Origin of the sequence: Fulvimarina fulva, assembly GCF_039652615.1 — a bacterium.
GTDB lineage: Bacteria > Pseudomonadota > Alphaproteobacteria > Rhizobiales > Rhizobiaceae > Fulvimarina.
In genome coordinates, this window is record NZ_JBDJAC010000001.1 from 24,448 (window position 1) to 41,914 (window position 17,467).

The 17,467-nt window shown below is 62.1% G+C and carries 15 protein-coding genes; 10 read left to right on the top strand and 5 right to left on the bottom strand.

Going from position 1 to position 17,467, the window contains the following annotated elements:
- Positions 1-12: 12 nt before the first annotated feature.
- The 5 genes from fdhF to ABDX79_RS00120 all read left to right on the top strand — a co-directional run bounded on the left by fdhF (position 13) and on the right by ABDX79_RS00120 (position 7,076).
- Positions 13-2,859 (top strand): formate dehydrogenase subunit alpha, encoded by a 2,847-nt coding sequence (gene fdhF / locus ABDX79_RS00100; RefSeq protein ID WP_346218230.1) that lies wholly within the window; start codon positions 13-15, stop codon positions 2,857-2,859.
- Between the two features lie 109 nt (positions 2,860-2,968).
- Positions 2,969-3,814, top strand: coding sequence for a formate dehydrogenase accessory sulfurtransferase FdhD (gene fdhD, locus ABDX79_RS00105; protein ID WP_346218231.1), 846 nt, complete (start codon positions 2,969-2,971; stop codon positions 3,812-3,814).
- Positions 3,815-3,840: 26 nt separating this feature from the next.
- Positions 3,841-4,089 (top strand): formate dehydrogenase subunit delta, encoded by a 249-nt coding sequence (locus tag ABDX79_RS00110; protein ID WP_346218232.1) that lies wholly within the window; start codon positions 3,841-3,843, stop codon positions 4,087-4,089.
- Positions 4,090-4,440: 351 nt separating this feature from the next.
- Positions 4,441-5,763 (top strand): hemolysin family protein, encoded by a 1,323-nt coding sequence (locus tag ABDX79_RS00115; RefSeq protein ID WP_346218233.1) that lies wholly within the window; start codon positions 4,441-4,443, stop codon positions 5,761-5,763.
- A complete protein-coding gene (locus tag ABDX79_RS00120) occupies positions 5,760-7,076 on the top strand; it encodes a hemolysin family protein (protein ID WP_346218234.1) in 1,317 nt (438 codons plus the stop codon). The genes ABDX79_RS00115 and ABDX79_RS00120 overlap by 4 nt, the downstream gene beginning before the upstream one ends.
- A gap of 233 nt (positions 7,077-7,309) precedes the next feature.
- Here ABDX79_RS00120 and ABDX79_RS00125 read toward each other — a convergent pair whose 3' ends face one another.
- The 4 genes from ABDX79_RS00125 to ABDX79_RS00140 form a co-directional block, all read right to left on the bottom strand.
- Positions 7,310-7,900, bottom strand: coding sequence for a hypothetical protein (locus ABDX79_RS00125; protein WP_346218235.1), 591 nt, complete (start codon positions 7,898-7,900; stop codon positions 7,310-7,312).
- Between the two features lie 144 nt (positions 7,901-8,044).
- Positions 8,045-9,199 (bottom strand): osmoprotectant NAGGN system M42 family peptidase, encoded by a 1,155-nt coding sequence (locus ABDX79_RS00130; protein ID WP_346218236.1) that lies wholly within the window; start codon positions 9,197-9,199, stop codon positions 8,045-8,047.
- Positions 9,200-9,204: 5 nt separating this feature from the next.
- On the bottom strand, positions 9,205-11,001 hold the full coding sequence (gene ngg, locus ABDX79_RS00135; RefSeq protein ID WP_346218863.1) for an N-acetylglutaminylglutamine synthetase: 1,797 nt from the start codon (positions 10,999-11,001) through the stop codon (positions 9,205-9,207).
- 18 nt (positions 11,002-11,019) lie between these two features.
- Complete coding sequence (locus ABDX79_RS00140) at positions 11,020-12,795, bottom strand: N-acetylglutaminylglutamine amidotransferase (protein WP_346218864.1); 1,776 nt, start codon at positions 12,793-12,795, stop codon at positions 11,020-11,022.
- A 311-nt stretch (positions 12,796-13,106) separates the two neighbouring features.
- On the opposite strand from ABDX79_RS00140, the gene ABDX79_RS00145 reads away from it, so the two are divergent.
- A complete protein-coding gene (locus ABDX79_RS00145; RefSeq protein WP_346218237.1) occupies positions 13,107-13,607 on the top strand; it encodes a peptidase associated/transthyretin-like domain-containing protein in 501 nt (166 codons plus the stop codon).
- A gap of 3 nt (positions 13,608-13,610) precedes the next feature.
- The gene (locus ABDX79_RS00150) at positions 13,611-14,231 is read left to right on the top strand and encodes a ferric reductase-like transmembrane domain-containing protein (RefSeq protein ID WP_346218238.1); all 621 of its coding nucleotides are present in this window, start codon (positions 13,611-13,613) and stop codon (positions 14,229-14,231) included.
- Between the two features lie 69 nt (positions 14,232-14,300).
- On the opposite strand, the gene ABDX79_RS00155 is transcribed toward ABDX79_RS00150, so the two are convergent.
- Positions 14,301-15,341, bottom strand: a complete 1,041-nt coding sequence (locus ABDX79_RS00155; RefSeq protein WP_346218239.1) for an alcohol dehydrogenase catalytic domain-containing protein — start codon at positions 15,339-15,341, stop codon at positions 14,301-14,303.
- 173 nt (positions 15,342-15,514) lie between these two features.
- Between ABDX79_RS00155 and ABDX79_RS00160 the strand changes: the two genes are divergently transcribed.
- From ABDX79_RS00160 to gph, 3 genes are all read left to right on the top strand, one after another.
- The gene (locus ABDX79_RS00160) at positions 15,515-16,030 is read left to right on the top strand and encodes a MaoC family dehydratase (protein ID WP_346218240.1); all 516 of its coding nucleotides are present in this window, start codon (positions 15,515-15,517) and stop codon (positions 16,028-16,030) included.
- A 76-nt stretch (positions 16,031-16,106) separates the two neighbouring features.
- A complete protein-coding gene (locus tag ABDX79_RS00165; RefSeq protein ID WP_346218241.1) occupies positions 16,107-16,664 on the top strand; it encodes a thioredoxin family protein in 558 nt (185 codons plus the stop codon).
- Positions 16,661-17,341 (top strand): phosphoglycolate phosphatase, encoded by a 681-nt coding sequence (gene gph / locus ABDX79_RS00170; protein WP_346218242.1) that lies wholly within the window; start codon positions 16,661-16,663, stop codon positions 17,339-17,341. The genes ABDX79_RS00165 and gph overlap by 4 nt, the downstream gene beginning before the upstream one ends.
- Positions 17,342-17,467 lie beyond the last annotated feature (126 nt).

Below are 17,467 nucleotides of genomic sequence, written 5' to 3' on the forward strand. Positions count from 1 at the left end.
GAGGACGATTTTATGTCCCTGATTGAAGAAAAAGATTACGGCACGCCGGCCTCGAAGTCCGAAAAGACCGTCACGCTGACGATCGACGGCAAGTCCGTCACCGTGCCGGAAGGCACCTCGATCATGCGGGCTGCTGCGGAAGCCGAGATTTCCGTGCCGAAGCTCTGCGCCAGCGACATGCTCACCGCATTCGGATCGTGCCGCGTCTGCGTGGTCGAGATCGAGGGCAAAAACACGACGCCCGCCTCCTGCACGACGCCGGTGGGCGATGGCATGGTCGTTCACACGGAAAGCGACCGGTTGAGCCGCATCCGCAAGGGTGTGATGGAGCTCTACGTCTCCGATCATCCGGGTAACTGGGACGAGCGCAAGGGCGGCGGCGACTGCGAGGTCCACGATGTCGCCGAGCGCGTGGGCCTGTCCGAGGTTCGCTACGATCCGTCAGAACGGAACCATTTCGACGCGCCGGTCGATGAGTCGAACCCCTATTTCACCTTCGATTCGTCCAAATGCATCGTCTGCTCGCGCTGCGTCCGCGCCTGCAACGAGGTGCAGGGAACCTTCGCGCTGACGGTCGAGGGTCGTGGCTTCGACAGCCGGATTTCGGCCGGCACGCCGGTCGACGAGTTCCTCACCTCCGAATGCGTCTCCTGCGGTGCCTGCGTGCAGGCTTGCCCGACCGAGGCGCTTCAGGAAAAGACGGTGAAGGAAAAGGGACTTCCGACCTCGTCGAAGGTCACCACATGCGCCTATTGCGGCGTCGGCTGCTCCTTCAAGGCGGAAATGCAGGGCGAAGACGTCATCCGCATGATCCCCTACAAGGACGGCAAGGCCAATCGCGGCCATTCCTGCGTGAAGGGCCGCTTCGCGACCGAATACGCCAAGCATGAGGAACGCGTCCTCGAGCCGATGATCCGCGAGACCTACAAGGACCCGTGGCAGGTCGTCTCCTGGGACGAGGCCATTTCCTTTGCGGCGAACAAGATCAAGGATATTCAGGCGAAATATGGTCGCGGTGCCGTGGGCGGCATATCGTCCTCGCGTTGCACCAACGAGGAAGTCTACGTGGTCCAGAAGATGGTCCGCGCCGGCTTCGGCAACAACAATATCGATACCTGCGCCCGCGTCTGCCATTCGCCGACGGGCTATGGCCTCGCGACCACCTACGGCACGTCGGCAGGTACGCAGGACTTCGATTCCATCGAGTATACCGACGTCATCCTCGTCATCGGCGCGAACCCGACGGATGCTCACCCGGTCTTCGCCTCGCGCATGAAGAAGCGCATCCGCGAGGGCGCGAAGGTGATCGTCATCGATCCGCGCCGGATCGATCTCGTCAAGACGCCCCATGTTCAGGCCGATGTCCATCTGCCGACGCGGCCGGGCACCAATGTCGCGGTCCTGACGGCACTCGCCCATGTGATCGTGACCGAGGGGCTCGTCGACGAGGCGTTCGTGAAGACCCGCTGCGAGGTCGACGAGTTCGACGACTGGAAGGAGTTTGTCTCCGCCGACAACCGCTCGCCGGAAGCCGTCGAGATCGTCACCGGCGTGCCGGCAGACCTGGTGCGGCGCGCGGCTCGGCTTTATGCGAAGGGCGGGAATTCCGCGATCTATTACGGTCTCGGTGTCACCGAGCACAGCCAGGGCTCGACATCGGTCATCGCGATCGCGAACCTTGCCATGGCGACCGGCAATATCGGCCGCAAGGGCGTGGGCGTGAACCCGCTGCGCGGCCAGAACAACGTGCAGGGCTCCTGCGACATGGGCTCGTTCCCACATGAGATGCCGGGCTATCGCCACATCTCGCAGGACGAGACGCGCAAGATCTACGAGGATCTCTGGAACGTCAAAATCGATAAGGAGCCGGGGCTTCGGATCCCGAACATGTTCGATGCGGCGGTCGAGGGCACGTTCAAGGGGCTCTACTGCCAGGGCGAGGACATTCTCCAGTCCGATCCCGATACCAAGCATGTGTCGGCCGGTCTGGGCGCGCTCGACCTTCTCATCGTGCAGGATCTGTTCCTGAACGAGACGGCGAACTATGCCAACGTCTTCCTGCCGGGCTCGACCTTCCTGGAAAAGGACGGGACCTTCACCAATGCCGAGCGCCGCATCAACCGCGTGCGCAAGGTGATGGAGCCGAAGAACGGCTATGCCGACTGGGAGGTGACCCAGCTGCTCGCTAAAGCGATCGGTTTGGACATGAACTATTCGCACCCCTCCGAGATCATGGCCGAGATCGCCGCGACGACGCCGTCCTTCGCCGGTGTCACCTACGAGCTTCTCGACAGGGAGGGCTCGGTGCAGTGGCCTTGCAACGAAGAGCATCCGGTCGGCTCGCCGGTCATGCATGTGGGCGAGTTCATGCGCGGCAAGGGCAAGTTCGTGCGGACGGAATATGTCGCGACCGATGAGAAGGTGGGACCGCGCTTCCCGCTGCTTCTGACGACGGGCCGTATTCTGACCCAGTACAATGTGGGCGCGCAAACCCGGCGCACGCAGAACACGGTCTGGCATCCGGAGGATCTCCTCGAGATGCATCCGCACGACGCCGAGCAGCGCGGCATTCGCGACGGCGATTTCGTGAAGCTGCAGAGCCGCGTGGGCGAAACTTCCCTGAAGGTGCTGATCACCGAGAAGATGGCGCTCGGCGTCGTGCACACGACGTTCCACCACCCTTCGACGCAGATCAACGTCATCACTACGGACTTCTCCGACTGGGCGACGAACTGCCCGGAATACAAGGTGACTGCGGTGCAGGTCTCTCCGACCAACGGCCCGACCGAATGGCAGGAAGACTATCGCGAGCTGTCTGAGCAGAGCCGGCGGGTTCGTCCGCTGGAAGCTGCGGAATAACAGGCTTGGGGCCCGGCCGGGTAGAGCGCCCGGCCGGCCTCGTTTTCTGCAAGCTGGAATTCGGATAAGAGCCCGTAAACGACACGTGTTTTGAGAGTTTCGCTCTTTCATGAATGAAGAGATCAAGCCCGCCCGTTCTCTCGCCTCGATCGCCTTTCGCGACGGGGCGTTTCGCCGTGAAACGCGCAGCGTTCCGGCCGAGCGTGCGGTTGCCATCTCGATCGGCGGATCGACCCATGCCGTGATGATGGCAACGCCCGCCGAGATCGAGGATCTCGGGGTCGGGCTGGTTCTCAATGAGCGGATCGTCGACCGGTTCGACGAGATCGATGCGGTCGAGATCGTGGAGACCGAGGCGGGGACGGATTGTCAGGTTCGTCTCGTGCCGGAGCGGGCCGAGACCTATGTGGCGCGCAAGCGGCAGATGACCGGGCCGGTGGGCTGCGGGTTGTGCGGTGTGGAGTCCCTCGAGCTCGCGGGCCGCGTTCTACCGCAGGTGACAGCCGGGGAGGTGATCTCGCCGCAACGTCTGGTGCGTGCGATGGACGAGATGTCCGCCAGGCAGACGCTGTCGCGCCTGACCCGTGCCGTGCATGCGGCTGCCTTCCACGATCGCGACGGTTCCATGGTGGTCCTGCGCGAGGATGTCGGCCGGCATAACGCGCTGGACAAGGTTACGGGGCATCTGGCGCGAAACGGTGTCGATCCGGCATCCGGCTTCATCACGATCACCAGCCGTGTCTCGGTGGAGCTGATCCAGAAGGCGGCAGTGATGGGCTGCGGTTTGATCGCGGCGATCTCCGCCCCCACCGAACTTGCCATTGCCGAGGCCGAGGCCGCGAAGGTGACGCTGGTCGCCGTCCTGCGTGGCGCGGAGTTCGAAATCTTCACATCACCGGAACGGATCGAGGGCGCTCTGGAACCTTTCGGTGCGACCGAAACCCTGCTGGCATAAACGGAACCCGAGTGGGAGAGACTTTCATGGAGCGCGACAAGCTCGTCTATATGGGAAACCAGATCGCCAGATTCTTCGAGACGACGCCGGAAGGTGCGCGCTCGGAGGGCGTTGCGGACCATATCAACAAGTTCTGGGAGCCGCGCATGCGCACCCAGCTCTTCGAAAAGGTCGATGCCGGCGAGACGAGCGCCTTCCATCCGCTGTTGCTCGAAGCCGTTTCGCATATCCGCCGGCCTGATCAGCCGCTCGAAGAGCGCGCCACCCATCAATAATCAATAGATTTCTGTACGTCCGACCCAGTAACGGGGCAGGTTGCGAAGCTTTGATCTCTTGGCTTCGCATCAGTTTTTATAAAATCAGTGCCTGCTGTTCGGTCCGATGCTGTAAAACCGGCAAACCAGCTTTTTGCGATCATTGCGGAACCGTTGGCCGAAAGGATGCTTCTCCAAGCGTCGACCGTTTTCGCTGAAGGTGTGCGAGCGGGGCTGATCTGCCCTTGCCTCTGGCACCTTGCTGCCCTCTTTCCCGAGAACGACGTTTGAAACCGCCGCCATTGGCACGGTGCTCGTGCCCATCCGCGGTATCATGAGCCTGCCGGGCGGGTCCTTGGAGTGTTCGCCGGCATGGAATTGCTCGTCATTCTTCTCGTTATCTGTCTCATGCTGCTCGGCAATGCATTCTACGTTGCCGCAGAGTTTGCGGCGGTCTCGGCGAGCAAACCGAAGCTCGAGGCGAAGGCCGAGGACGGCAATTCGAGCGCCGCCTATCTGGAAAAGACCGTCACCGACGAAGAGAGGATGGACCGTTATATCGCCTGCGCGCAGGTGGGCATCACGCTGACCAGTCTCGTTATCGGCGTTTACGGACAGAAAGCGCTGCTTCCCTATGTCAGCCCCACGCTTGATGCCGTGCTGCCCGCCGGATGGACGAGCGCCGCCGTTGGTGCGCCAATCGTGCTGATCGTGCTGACGGCGCTTCAGGTGATCTTCGGCGAACTCTTTCCAAAATCGATTGCGGTCCGCGCGCCCGAGATGGTTGCCGTTGGAACGACGCGCCCCATGCGCTGGTCGCTGCTGCTGCTTGGGCCCTTCATCACGCTGCTGAACGGCTCGGCGATGCTCATCATGCGCTGGGGCGGGCTCGACAAGCCGAAGGAGACCGGCGACGAGCACAGCCATGACGAGCTGCGCCAGCTGATCGAGGACAGCCTCAAGGGCGGTGTCATCGAGCGTGACGCCCATGAAATGCTGCATCAGGTTCTCGCCTTTCAGGACCGGAAGGTGAGTGAGGTCATGGTGCCGCGCGCGCGCATGAAGTTCATGCCATCGGCGCCAAAGGCGAGCGAGGCTCTGCGCGTGATGCTGGCGACGCCGTTCACGCGATTTCCGGTGATCGATGGCTCTGAAACCGAAAAGCCACTGGGTTTCGTCCATATCCGTGATCTCTACGATCTCGCGATGAAGGATGGTGATGCCTCGATCGAACCGGCCATCCGGCCGGTGCGGATTCTTCCCGACAGCGTCACGCTAGCCGAGGCCTGGCACGTGCTGGAAGAGAACCGCGACACGATCGCGGTGGTCTTCAACGAATACGGTATCGTATCCGGTATCGTGTCGGTGGAAGATCTCGTGGAAGAGATCATCGGCGAGGTTGTCGACGAATTCGACGACGAAGCGCCTCGCATCAAGCATGAGAATGACCGTGTCGTCGTGCGGGGCGATATGCTGATCAGTGAGGTCAATCGGGAGTTCGGCTTCGAATTGCCTGAGGAACACGCGGACTCGATCTCCGGTCTCGTCAGGCTCGAACTGGGTGTGGAAGACGTGATGCGCGGTGCAACGGTCGAACTCGATGGCGTGAGCATAACCGTGGAGGATGTCGAGAACGGTCTGCCGCGCCTAGTGTCCTTTGCCAAATCCGCCATCAAGAAGGAGGAGCAGGCATGATCGGGCTCGCCATCATCATTCTCCTCATTGCAATGAACGGCCTGTTTGTCGCGATGGAGTTCGTCATCGTCGGAAGCCGGCTCTCGCGTCTCGACGCGCGATCGAGCCGTGGCCATTCCATTGCCGAGCAGCTGGACGGCGCCGAAGCGCAGGATCGCTACGTCGCCGTCGCCCAGCTCGGCGTCACGCTCGCCTCGATCGGGCTTGGCATGTATGGCGAGCATCAGATCGCCATGTGGCTGGAAGAGCCGATGGCCGCGCTCGGGGTCGACGGGGCCTTCGTTCATATCGTCGCGCTCATTCTGGCGATTGTTATCCTCACCTATTTCCACGTGGTGTTCGGCGAGATGATCCCGAAGGCGATGGCGCTCAAGGGGGCGGAGAAGCTGCTGATCATGATGTGGCCGCTGATCCGGTTTTTCGAGATTCTTTTTCGGCCCTTCGTCTGGGCGCTCAACGTCATCAGCCAGTCGCTTCTCTCGCTGTTCGGTCTCGATCGAACCGAGGCGCGATACTATACGCCGCGCGAACTGGCGGCGATCGCCGAGGATTCCAGCGAAGGCGGGTCGATTGCCCAGGAGCAGGCCGAATTCATCCAGAACATAGTGCGCATGCAGGGGCGGCGCGCGGAGGAACTGATGACGCCGCGCCGGCATGTCATCACGCTGGACCTCGCGCAAAGGCATGAAGATGACTATTCCGACACGATCCTGTCCGCCGGTCCAAGCCGCCTGCCGGTCACTCGCAACGGTCTCGACAATGCGCTAGGCGTCATTCACGTGAAGGACGTCATCCGCCACAAGACCGAGACCGGAACGGCGCTCGATGCGGAATCGCTGGCGCGCATGCTCCATCCTCTGCCGAAAACGCTCTCAAGCGTGGATACGGCCAGCCTTCTCGACGACATGCGCAAGCACGGAACGCACATGGCGCTGGTGACGGACGAATATGGCAGCGTTCTTGGTGCAGTCGCCTTCGAGGATGCGATCGAGGAAGTGGTCGGCGAGGTTCATAGCGGGTTCGAGATCGACGTTCCCGATGCCGAGGATATCGCAGGCCGCCGGTGGAAGATCCCCGGCACGACGCCGATCTCGCGGTTGAAAGAGCAGTACGGCTGGAAACTCGAAACCGGAAAGTCGCGAACCATCGCCGGCTTCATGCTCGAGCATCTCCGCCGGGTCCCCGAGGTGGGAGACAGCGTCGATGCGCACGGCCTGCACTTCGAGGTGACGTCGGTCGATGGTCTCTCGATTGCCGAGGTTTTTGCCGAAAAAATCGAGGCTGACGAAAGCGCTGGCGAGAACGCGTCGTGAATGGGAAGAGGCGAGCGAGATGTCACCGGAGTTGAGGGCGTGTAATACCGAGGGGCCTTTGAAGCCAACGTTTTCATAAGGCCGCCGGAAACCCGAGCGGCGCCTGAGCCAATCGTCGGACGGAAATTGACCTCTGGGTCAATTCATTTGTCCGGCGGTATAATCGCCTCGCATTGTCTCCAAGTATTAATGATGCTTCCGCTTTTCCGGCCTCGGATGCGCCGCATCAACTGCTAGGGAGCCTTGGTTTGGAGAGGCGCGCCATGGGGCGCATTCGCCGTTTGAGCAGAAGCCCGGGGCACGGGGGACGCCGATCCTTCAGACGATTTCTCCTCGGCGGGCGGCGCTGGGCGCCTTTCAGCCATTCGCCATCTGACTTCGCTGTCGTAGCGTTCCTGCAGAGATGAGAGCTTCGCCTCTGTCTCCTTGATCTCACGGCCAAGCCGGCGAGACCGCCGACGGTGTCGGGCGATGACCGTCAAGAGAAACCCCAAGCCGGTCAAGCATCCGATGGGAAAGGCCAGCCGCGCGAGCGGGTCGGTGACGGGCTCCGTGCCGACGAGAGCCGCAATCGAGAAGAAACCGGCTGCGATCAGGGCGAGGACGTTGCGCGTGACGAGGAGCGTTGCGACGATCGCGGCGACCGCGAACGCGGCGACGACGGGATGGTTTGCGGCTCGCTCCTGAAGCGTTGCGAGCGCTTGATCGAACAAAACGGGCGCGGGACCCGAAAACCAGTCGAGAGCGGTGGCGGTCATTGCCTCGATGTCCGCCCAAGCCTCGGCAAGCCAACGACCGGCTTCATTGGAAAAACCGTTATCCATTGCTGCTCGTTCAAATTCGCTGGCTTTTGTCGGCAGAGGGGATATGCCGCCGCGATCCTGGGTGAACGTAGCCCAGCCCTCACCGGACTCGCAAGCGGCAATGCGACACGCGAGTGCGCCTTGGCTAAAAACCGAACGGGCGAGCTATTCCGCCGGGTTCGAATCCTCTGCGAGCTCCTGCTGCGCTTCGTCGTTCGGCTGGCGCGTGAAGCCCTTGAGGCCGGCATGGAGATTGCGGTCGCGCTCGATCTCGACGGGGGAGGTGGCATAGGCCGTCACCAGCTCGGCGAGGGAGCGCAGCGCGTGTACATGGATCCGCTCATAGCCGTGAGAGGCGTCGACGCCGAAGGTGATCAGACCCGTTCGAACATCATGGCCAGCTTCGATCGCGGACGCCGAATCCGAGCGATAATAGCGGAAGATATCGCGCTGGTGCTTGATTTCCTCCTCTTCGCAGAGGCGGATCAGCTTCTTCGTCAGGTGATAGTCGAAGGGACCGGTCTGATCGGCCATCGCCACCGTGACGCCGAATTCGGACGAATTCTGTCCCGGTGCCGAGGTTCCGTTGTCGATCGCGATCATCGAAGCGATGTCGGGCGTGAGGATGGAGGATGCACCGACGCCGACCTCCTCGGCGATGGTGAAGAGCCAGTGGATGTCGACCGGGGTCGAGACACCGTCGCGCTCCATCGCGTGGATCGCTGCGAGCATCACGGCGACGCCGGCCTTGTTGTCGAGGTGACGCGAGACGATGAAGCCGTTCTCGAGGAACTCCGGCTGGGGATCGATGGCGACCATGTCGCCGATATGAATGCCGAGCTTTTCCAGTTCGTCGAGGTCGCGCGATAACGCGTCGATCCGCAGTTCCACATGGTTCCAGCCGATCGGAGCTGTGTCGATCTCGTCGTTATAGGTGTGACCCGAGGCCTTCAGCGGCAGGATCGTGCCGCGATAGATGCCGCTGTCGGAGAAGATCTGGGCGCGTGCCCCCTCTGCAAAGCGGGCAGACCAGTTGCCCACTGGAACCAGCTCCAGCCTGCCGTTCGATTTCAGGTATTTGACCTGCGCACCAAGGGTATCGACATGGCTGACGATGGCGCGCGCCGAGGCGCGCCGCGAGCCCTGACGAAGCGCCGTGATCGCGCCACGCCGGGTGAGCTCGATCTTCAGGCCCAGCCGTTCGAGCTCCTTGGCGACATACCGCACGACGGTATCCGTGTAGCCGGTGGGACTTGGAATTTCGAGAAGTGCCTTCAGTTGCTCCGTCAGATAATGGGTGTCGATGACGAGGCGTGGCACTTCAATTATTCCTTTTGTTTCCGTTGCTTGTTGCGGGCGCTGCGCGCCGCATAGGGGATCGAGAGCGGAAAGAGAAGGTCGATGAACCTCTCGGCGGTCGGCTGCGGTTCGTGATTCGCAAGTCCGGGCCGCTCGTTTGCCTCGATAAAGACGTAGTCCGATTGGTGCGGTTTCTTGATCATGAGGTCAATCCCCGTCACCGGGATTTCGATCGCCCGTGCCGCATTCACCGCAGCCTGCGCCAGATCCTCGTGAAGATTGCCGGTCACATCGTGGATGGTGCCGCCGGTATGGAGATTGGCCGCCTTGCGCACCGCAATCGTCTCGCCCTCGGGAAGGATGTCGTCCATGTCGTAGCCCGCATGCTTGACACAGCGTGCGGTCTCCGCGTCCATGGGGATCCGGCTCTCGCCGCCAGTCGCCGCGGAGCGCCGACGTGACGTAGCCTCGATCAGGTCGCGGATGCTTGTCTGGCCATCCCCGCTGACCTGGGCCGGCTTGCGCAAGGCAGCGGCGACGACCCGGTAGTCGATCACGATGAGGCGGAGATCGTCGCCTTCGAAGCAGGCTTCGAGAAGCACCCGTTCCGAGACTTCCGATGCGGTCTTGATCGCCGCCTTGGCATCCTCGAGATTGTCGATGCCAACCGCGATGCCACGACCCTGCTCGCCGCGCGCCGGTTTGACGACGATCGAACCGTGCTCCTCGATGAAGGCCGCAATATCGGCATCGTCCGCCGTGTCGCCGTCGATCTGGTCCGGCACCTTGACGCCAGCCGCCTCGACCATGCGCCGCGTCACCGTCTTGTCGTCGCAGATCGACATGGCGACGGCGGAGGTCAGCTCCGAGAGGCTTTCGCGGCAGTGGATCGATCGCCCGCCCTGGGTGAGACGGAAGAAACCGCCTGGCCCGTCGGTCACGTCGGCATGGATCCCGCGGCGGCGGGCCTCGTCGACGATGATCCGGGCGTAGGGATTGAGCTCCTCCAGACCATCTTCCGGACCGGTGAACAGCTTTTCGTTGATCTGGTTCTTGCGCTTGACCGCGAAGAAGGGGACCCGCTGGAAGCCGAGCTTGTCGTAGAGTGCGATCGCCTTGTCGTTGTCGTGCATGACCGAAAGGTCCATGAACGAGCAGCCGCGCGCCTGGAAGTGCTCCGAAAGTCGGCGCACGAGGCTTTCCCCGATGCCCGGATGCACGGCCTGCGGATCGACGGCGAGACACCAGAGCGAGGAGCCGTTCGCTGGATCGTCGAAGGCCTGGCGATGATGAACGCCGGTCACGGTGCCGACGATGGCGCCGGTCGTCTCGTCCTCGGCGACGAAATAGGTCAGGGCGCGGTTGTCATGATTGGCGGTCAGGAAGGCTGGATGGACCTGCACCATGTTCCGGGTCTGGTAGATGCGGTTGATCTCAGTCCCGTCCTGCTCGCTCGACATGCGACGGATGAAGTAACCGCGCGGCCGCCGCGAACTCGGCCGGTAGGTCGAAAGATTCAGCCGGTAGGTATGGGACGGATCGAGAAACAGCTCCTGCGGCGCATAGGCGAGGACGACATGGGGATCGGCGACATAAAACGCGATGTCGCGCCGGTCGGGCCCTTCCTCTCGAAGGTTCGCGACCAGATTGCCGGTGTCCTGAAAGGTGTGCGCGAAGACAAGTCGTCCCCACCCGCAATCCAGGAACGCATCCTGCTTTGCATCCTTCAGGTGCCGGCCGATCTGCGACGACGGCGCGGTCAGGCTCGTCGAGCGTTTGCGCCGCAGTCGGAGTTCGGCATTGGATTTGGGTCTTGGCTGCATTTCGTGTGAGACCAAGTCTTAAATCCCCTGCGCCTGAAGCCACATCTCAAGAAGGGCCACCTGCCAGAGTTCCGAGCCGCGCAGCGGCGTGATATGGTCGGACGGGTTCGCAAACAGCGCGTCGGTGTATTCCTTGCGGAAAAGCCCGCGCGATTTCGCGGCGTCCGAATGAAGTGCGTCCTTGACGAAATCCAGCGTCGGGCCCGACAGGTATTTGAGCTGAGGGACCGGGAAATAACCCTTCTTGCGGTCGATCACCTCGGACGGGATCACTTGACGTGCGACTTCCTTGAGAACGCCCTTGCCGTCCTGCTTCAGCTTCTCGTCGGCGGGAACGCGCGCCGCGAGCTCGACCAGCTCGTGATCGAGGAAGGGCACGCGGGCTTCGAGACCCCAGGCCATCGTCATGTTGTCGACGCGCTTGACCGGATCGTCCACCAGCATGACGTGAGCGTCGATGCGAAGCGCCTTGTCGACGGCCTCGCTCGCGCCCTTCATGGCGAAGTGGTTTGCGACGAACTCTTTCGAGACATCCGTATCCGGCATCCATTCTGGATTGAGGTGTGTGCCGAGCGTTTCGTGGTCGCGGTCGAAGAAGGCGCGCTGGTAGGCCGCGAGCGGATCGTTCGCGCCGTGGACCTTGGGATACCAGTGATAACCGGCGAAGATCTCGTCCGCGCCCTGTCCGGACTGCACGACCTTGATGTGTTTGGCGACCTCGCGGGAGAGGAGGTAGAAGCCGATATTGTCGTAGGAGACCATCGGCTCGGACATCACCTCGATGGCTTTGGGAAGTTCCTGAATGAGCTCGTCGCCCGGCACGAACAGCTTGTGATGCTCGGTGCCGTAATGCTTGGCGATAAGATCGGAATATTCAAACTCGTTGCCGACCTCGCCATTGGCGTCCTCGAAGCCGATGGAGAAGGTGTTGAGATCCTTCTGGCCCTTCTCGGCGAGAAGGCCGACGATGAGCGAAGAATCGACGCCGCCCGACAATAGAACGCCGACCGGAACGTCGGCGACCATGCGGCGGTCGACCGCGAGCTTCATGGCGTCCATCACCATGTCCCGCCAGTCGTCGGAGGTGAGCTTCTCGTCGCCGGCATGGGGCGCGAATTCCGGCCACCAGAAGACTTCGTCCGTGAAGGACCCGTCGGCCTCGATCATCCGCGTCGTTGCGGGCGGAAGCTTGCGCACGCCCTTGACGATGGTATGCGGCGGCGGAACCACGGCGTGAAACGTCATGTAGTGGTGCAGCGCGACCTTATCGATGCCGGTATCGACGTCCCCCGATTTCAGGATCGACTGCAGCGAGGAGCCGAAGAAGAGGCGCTTGTCGTTCTGCGACAGATAAAGCGGCTTGATGCCGAAGCGGTCGCGGGCGAGCATGACCCGGCCGGTCTCGCGCTCGTGGATCGCGAAGGCGAACATGCCGTGGAAGCGCTTGACGCAATCGCGGCCCCAGGCGTGATAGGCCTTGATGATGACCTCGGTGTCGCCGGTAGAGAAGAAGCTGTAACCCTTCGCCTCAAGCTCCTGCCTAAGTTCGGGGTAGTTGTAGATGCAGCCGTTGAAGGCGATCGTCAGCCCGAGAACCGGATCGACCATCGGCTGCTCTGCCTTTTCCGACAGGTCGATGATCTTGAGGCGCCGATGGGCAAGGCCAACGCGGCCACGCATGACCTGGCCCGAACCATCCGGCCCGCGCCGGGCGAGGCAGTCGCCCATGCGTTGTACCCGCTCCGGCGAGGCGTTCTCTCCGTCGAAGCGGATTTCACCGCAAATGCCGCACATAGTGCCTCCGGTCGTCGTTTCTGCCATTGTTGGCGACACATATAGATGACCGATCAGGATCAGAAACCGCCAAAGCGCTCAAAAATTTTGCAGTGCGAGAAGCGTATGAGGCGCCAGATGTACGCGGATAACCGATGGGATCGGTCTTGAGACGGGGCGAAAAGCGGACCGCCAGCCTTCTCATCGCTGCAACATTACCGTCCCGGAGATCTGAGACTCGGTCGTACCGAATTGCGCCACTGTTTCAACGGATTATCAGTGAAGATGCGCCGAGACACCTTGAGACACTCGACCAAACCCGGAGGACCGACATGCTTCAAACCCGAGTGAACCGCCGAACCATCCTCTCCTCAGCAGCCGTCTCGGCCTGTGCGGCGTTCGCGGCGGGGCCGTTCGGTCTCATCATGCCGGTCAGGGCTCAAGGACTTGAACCGACGCCCTCCATGCGCGGCGGGTCGAACAATTACAGGCCAGGCGCTCCGCTCGTCGAGAAGATCGGCAAGGGCGGGTTCTGGATGTCGGGCACGGTGCGCCGGGCGGGGGATGGTGCGCCCCTGGAAGGTATCCGCATCCAGATATGGGCGCATACAACGGAAGGTTACGAGAGCGATCCGGAGAGCCACGGCGCGACGCTGACGAAGGCCGACGGCACGTTCCGCCTCGAAATGCCGCAGATCGTGCCGGCCTTCGGCCAGGCCCATGGCCATCTTGCCTATGACAGTCCAGAATTCGAGACCGTTTTCCTGCGGCCGGTCATGTCGAGCCCGAAGGACACAAGCCTCAGCGCCGACTTCATCCTGAAGCCGGCCTGATCGATGCCCTCGGGCCTTCGGCGAGGTCTCGTCTGGATAGCGGTGGCATTCGCAGTCATCGTGCCGCTCGCGATTGCCGCAGGAAGCGAATACCTCGCCTATCGAAGCTGGGTCTATATCGCGGCGGGGTTTGCCGGCATCGCCGCGCTGGTGCTCATCATGCTTCAGCCCTTACTCGCCGCAGGCTTCCTCCCGGGACTTTCGATGCGGCTCGGTCGGCGGATCCATCGCTGGGTGGGCGTCGGTCTTCTCGCCGCGATCATCATCCATGTGGGCGGGCTCTGGGTAACCAGCCCACCCGATGTAATCGATGCGCTGACGTTTTCCTCACCGACGCCGTTCTCGGCCTGGGGCGTCGTCGCCATGGGAGCGCTGTTTGTCGCGGCGATGCTGGCCGTGCTGAGGCGCCCCTTGCGCATCCGGCCGACTGTCTGGCGCTTCGCGCACACGGCCTCGGCACTGGTCGTCCTCATTGGAAGCGTCGTTCATGCCGTGCTGATCGACGGCACCATGGGAACGGTTTCCAAATACGTTCTGTGCGCGCTCGCTGTCGCGGCGCTTCTCAAGGCGATCGTCGATCTTCGCAGCTGGGCCGTTCTCAAGCGCCTGAAGGCGCCGTTCTGACAACAACACGTCGGAACAGGCTATCGAACGTTCTTCGCCGGATCACCGGGAGGTTTCATCGCCGACCCCTCAAGGCCTGAGCAGAGCCTTTCCCTTGTTCATGCCCTCAAGTGCCCCGGCCAAAGCTTTCGGGGCATCCGCGAGCGTGATGGTCTCGGAGACATCCGTCTTCCACTTGCCTTCGACGAAGCGGCGCTGCACACTTTCGAACGCGGTCTTCTTTTCCTCCATCGATGCCTTGCCCATCCATTCGGAAAGCCAGAAGCCTTCGATCGTCTTTTTCATGAAGACGAGTTGGCCGAGATTTGGCAGGTCCGGCACTTCCGGGCTCATCTTGCCGTAGATGATCCACCGGGCGCCGGTCGGCATGGCAGCGAAGATGGCGGCGGAGGCCTTGTCGCCGACCGCGTCGAGCATGACTGTCGGCGCGTGCTGCTTCATCGCCTGATCCAGCATGGTCGGGAAATCGTCGCGCGCGGTGTTGAGCACCGTGCCGACCCCGAGACCCTCCAGCGGCGAGCGATGCTCCTCCCGGCGAACCGTCGCGATGGAGTGGAGACCGCGTTCCTTGGCGAGCGATGCCATCAGCTTGCCGAGCTGGCTCGACCCGGCGGTCATGACAAAGCTCTTGGCGCCGGACTGCTTGACGAGATCGATCATCGCCCAGGCGGTCAACGGGTTGACGAAGAGGGCGCTCGCATCCTCGTCACGCAGCTGGTCGGTGACCGGGACGGCGGCAGCCATGTCGGTCATGGAATATTCCGCCCATGTGCCCGAGCCTCCCTGGCTGGTTGAGACCGCGACCCGCTTGCCGACGAGGTCCTGGGCCTTCTCGCCCGCTGAAACGACAGTGCCGCAGCCCTCGAAGCCGGCCGGCGTGCCCTTGTCGCGCGGTTTGCCGTATTCGCCCTTGATATAGTGGAGATCCGACGGATTGACGTTGGCGAGCGTCGTCTTGACGACGACATCGCGCGGGCCGGGTTTCGGAACGTCGATCTCCTTCAGGCTGACCCATTTCGAGAGGTCGTCGATGGTCGGTCCCTCCATGGTGTCGGCATAGCCGTCATGGTTGAGAACGAGGGCTTTCATCGTGGTGGGAAGATCGGTCATAGCGGGCCTCGCCTGGTCTTGTCTGTTCGGATGCTGCACGGAGAAGGGCGTGAGACGCGATTTCGTTGCCGATTGTGAGACCTGATAAAGGTCGAAATTCTGCGGCGCAGCGATATAACGGGCCTTGATGCCGGACAATCCGGTGCTTCAAACCGTAAAGCGAACGGAAAGCCATGCCCCTGACATCGGTCGAAGAGACGGAGCGTCGCCTCAAGGAGAGGCTGGTGCCGCTCGATACCTATCGCGCTTATGTCGACGGCGAGCCGTTCATCTCCGATTGGCTGACCGTCGATCAGCCCATGATCGATGCCTTTGCCGGCGCGACGCACGACTACCAGTTCATTCATGTCGACCCCGAGCGCGCGAAGGCGGAGAGCCCTTTCGGCGGCACGATCGCCCATGGATTTCTAACGCTCTCGCTGCTGTCGACGCTTGCCTACGACGCGCTTCCGGGGGTGATCGGCACCAAGATGGGGGTCAATTTCGGTTTCGATAAAGTGCGCTTCCTGACGCCGGTGAAGACGGGCGCGCGGGTGCGCGGCGTCTTCAAGATGATCGGGCTCAAGGAACGGGCCGTCAGCCTGCAGACCTCGTGGAACGCCGAGATCACGATCGAAGGCTCCGCGCGGCCGGCGCTTGCCGCCGAATGGATTACGCTGGCGATGTTCGACGGGCCGGTCGAAGGATAAGGCGGCTTCAAATCCCGACGCGGCGTTCATACCTCTCGCCTCGAATGGTCAGCTTGCAAGAATACGGAGAGACACGATGGCAGCCCATCCACCCGTCTGCGATTTCGGCTGGAAGGCCGTCGATGCCGAACTGCCCGGCGTGGACGGTGCCACGCATCGTCTGTTCGACCTGAAAGGCGACAACGGTCTCATCGTCGTCTTCATCTGCAATCACTGCCCTTATGTGAAGGCCATCACGGACCGGCTGGTGCGCGATGCGCGCGATCTCAAGGCGCTCGGTGTCGAGACGGTCGCGATCTGCTCGAACGATGCCGAGGCCTATCCGGCGGACTCCTTCGACAACATGATCCGGTTCTCCGAGGAGAACGGTTTTCCCTTCCATTACCTTCACGATGCCGACCAGAGCGTCGCGAAGGCCTATGGCGCGGTCTGCACGCCCGATTTCTTCGGCTTCAACGGTGAACTCGAGCTGCAATATCGTGGCCGCATGGACGAGGCGGGTGCCAAGAAGCCAACCGGAAATGAGCGGCGCGACCTCTTCGAGGCGATGAAACAGGTCACTGAGACGGGCAAAGGTCCGCGCGAACAGGTGCCATCCATGGGCTGCTCCATCAAGTGGAAAGAGGCAGCATGACGGTCGCGGGCAACTGGCCGCGCGCGCTTCTCTTCGATCTCGACGGGACTCTGGTCGACTCCGCGCCGGATCTTCGCGATGCGCTGAACGAAACGCTGGCGGAGAGGGGCATTGCGCCCTTCGACATTGAGGACGTTCACACTTTGGTCGGCGGCGGCGTGGCGGTATTGATCGAGCGCGCCCTGAGCCGCCGAAACCGTGAGTTCGGGGAGGCTGACAAGGCCGAGATCACTGACCGGTTCGTCGAACTCTACGAGCCGCGCGCCACCCGTCTCACAAGATTGCTCGATGGCGCTGCCGAGGCGCTGGCGGCAAGCCGTGCCCATGGTGCCAAGGTCGCGCTGGTAACGAACAAGCCGACCGCACCCGCCTTGGCGATCCTTGAGCATTTCGACATCGCCGACCAGTTCGATCTCGTGGTCGGCGGGGATGCCGGGCCACCGAAAAAGCCGGCGCCGGATCTCCTGCTCCATGCGGCAGCTGAGCTTGGCGTCCAGGTCACCGAGTGCCTGTTCGTCGGCGACAGCGAAAACGATGTGAATGCTGCCAAGACCGCTGGGATGCCGGTTGCAGCCTTGAAGGGTGGCTATACAGCCCTTTCTATCGAGTCGCTCGATCCGACCTATCCTCTTGAAAATCTGGGCGAACTTCCCGCGCTTTTCGCGCCTGTCACGTAGATGTGATGGACGGTCTATTTTTCGCCAAAATTGGCTTGATAGCCTGGAAAACCTCGGTTTTTCAGTGAATTCCGAGGATGTGGCCGATGCGGGCGGGGTGCCTGCGACCACCAAATTCTTGCGATT